Origin of the sequence: Shewanella sp. GutDb-MelDb (genome assembly GCF_002836075.1) — a bacterium.
In the GTDB taxonomy this organism is placed as follows: domain Bacteria; phylum Pseudomonadota; class Gammaproteobacteria; order Enterobacterales; family Shewanellaceae; genus Shewanella.
The window spans coordinates 1-2,362 of record NZ_PJBM01000057.1 but is presented as its reverse complement, the minus strand read 5'-3'; the positions used below and the strand labels follow the sequence as shown (position 1 = coordinate 2,362).

The window sequence follows — 2,362 nt, the reverse complement described above, 5'->3', positions numbered from 1 at the left end:
AAAAAGATTATTATTAAATAAGTAAAAACTATTTTAAAGAGGCATTATAAATGAGGGATATAAGCTTTAGCGACTTGGATTTACTCAGTTTAAATATACTAGTTCATCTCTATGAGAGTAAATCGGCAACGTCAGTATCTCACCAGTTAAACATACCCGCGCCGAAAATAAGTCGATGCCTCAAGCATGCTAGGGAAATCTTTGGCAATGAGCTATTCATCAGAAAAAAACATGGGCTAGTACCAAATGAATTCGCAGGGAAAATATACCCTATTGTGAAGGAGATTGTAGAATGTTCGAAAAACCTACAAAAGCTACACGGAGAAAATAGTGTCGAACTGACTCATCACTTTGAAATAGCTTCACCTGATCTAATCTCCTACACATTCCCAAAAGTACTATTAACTTCGATTAGGAATGCGGGAAAAGATATGAGCTTTAATATCTCAACCTGCACAAGAAATTCAATAGATAGTATCGTCACCGGTGAGGTCAATATAGGTCTGTGCTGCTGCAACATGATTGAGGACATCAAGGACATAGATGAGCAGCTCGAAGCCATTCCATTAAAAAAACTGAATAAATTATTTCTCATCTGCCACCATGAACATCCAATACTCAAACAAGAGATCACCTTAGAATCGATTGCTGAGTATCCATTTGTTAATGTGAATGTTGATGTTACTAAACAAAAAATGAGTCCATTTCAAGCCTATTGCCATTTAAACGGTATTCAACTTAACACTGAGATGGATCTCAGCAGTCTATCCGGCTTATTTGAATACCTAAGATCAACCCAAGCCGTCGCCTTGCTCCCCTACAGCTCCATATATAACATGATAAACAGTACCCACAACCTGCATGCTTGTCGGATTTCAGATGTCGAGTCAGAGCGACTCTATATGCAAATCAAGGTGCCAACTTTATATCTGGTTTACAATAAGGCCAAAGCAGAGCCTAACCAGCAATGGTTATCCACTCAAATTCAAGGTTTGGTCAACACTGCACTGCACTGAGACTTTGGCATTATTAATAATGGGCTTAGCCATCTGTCCTTGGACATCAATAGTGAGTGAACAAGTACTCACTATTTTTTTGAGGAAATATCGACACAGAACATACGGATTCAAGTTAAACGCAGGTATACCATTTTCCCCTAGCGATTAAACGGCAAGTTAGACTCCCTAATGAAACCTTTCATCTAGAAAGATTCCATTAGCGTTAAACTATCGATAGCCTGATGTTAGCGGGGTCTATTCTATAGTGACGAGTGATTTTGCCTGCTCATATTCGTCTTGCATAAAGTCAATTTTTCGCTTCATTATTTCCGACAAAAGATGTGTAAATTCATTCTCATTAGAATGATGATATTGCAGGTAATAATAATATTTTTGATGCTCTGCCGGCTCCAATTCTTTTTTAGCCTTAGCTAACTCAACATGACAAAAGTCTGTCGCATCGATAAAGTCAGTATCATCACGATTCTTAAAATATTGATAGGCAAAAATGGATGCGGTACAACACACGTCATCGGATTTAACGATATGATCCAGCGCCATGTTGTGGCAAGAGGTCTTTAAGATTAGCTTTAATTCCTCACCTCGTAGCTTCACAATGGATTCGAACCAGTTAGGCTTTGAGCCCACCTGGCAATAATTGATAAAAACCAGTCGATTTTCGATAAGCGATGAATAACTCAGGGGCTTTCGAAAAATGGGATGACCTTTCTTGGCGACAACGAACCGATAACTTACCTCACCCAGTTCAAGGTTTTCTATCATCTCGTGATAAGTCGAGTTAGCAGTGATTGCATAGTCCAGCTTACCTTGGGCAATCAGTTGGGAAACATTATCACACCAGGGCTGAATGTTAACGCTCACTTCCTGTTTCAAATGAACACAAACTTCCGATATTGCCTCCAAAAAAAATGCAGACATATGCTCCTGAACCGCCACATTAACAACACGTCTTACACCTGATTGACTCATAGCCACCTGATCTATTTCTTCCAGTGTAGCGACTATCGATTTAGCCAAAGGATAGATTTTTTCGGCCATCGAATTGGGTTGTAAACCATACTGCTGACGCACAAACAGTTCATTCTGGATGACTTCACGGAGGCTGCTTAAGGCACGGCTGACTTTAGGCTGAGTTGTATTTAGTTTCTCAGCTACGACACTGCAGTTCTTAAATTCAAATAAACCTATGAGAACTTTAAGTGTGAAATAATCTAATTTAGAGAGTTCCTTTCGCATTACAATACATCCATGAATATATATTAATATTTAAATTATTACTAAACAATAGCACTTGCAGCTATAGTAATCACATATAGACATGAATACAAAAAATAAAATGTAAT

The 2,362-nt window shown here is 38.4% G+C and carries 2 protein-coding genes; one reads left to right on the top strand and one right to left on the bottom strand.

The annotated features are described in order from the left end of the window. Nucleotides 1-50: 50 nt before the first annotated feature. Complete coding sequence (locus CXF82_RS01195; protein ID WP_102043537.1) at nucleotides 51-1,016, top strand: LysR family transcriptional regulator; 966 nt, start codon at nucleotides 51-53, stop codon at nucleotides 1,014-1,016. Between the two features lie 237 nt (nucleotides 1,017-1,253). Here CXF82_RS01195 and CXF82_RS01190 read toward each other — a convergent pair whose 3' ends face one another. Further along, nucleotides 1,254-2,255 (bottom strand): LysR family transcriptional regulator, encoded by a 1,002-nt coding sequence (locus CXF82_RS01190; protein WP_101097968.1) that lies wholly within the window; start codon nucleotides 2,253-2,255, stop codon nucleotides 1,254-1,256. Nucleotides 2,256-2,362 lie beyond the last annotated feature (107 nt).

Excerpts from the sequence above, each read along its gene's own strand:
- CXF82_RS01195 (WP_102043537.1), top strand. The coding sequence starts at position 51 with ATGAGGGATATAAGCTTTAGCGACTTGGATTTACTCAGTTTAAATATA.
- CXF82_RS01190 (WP_101097968.1), bottom strand. The coding sequence starts at position 2,255 with ATGCGAAAGGAACTCTCTAAATTAGATTATTTCACACTTAAAGTTCTC.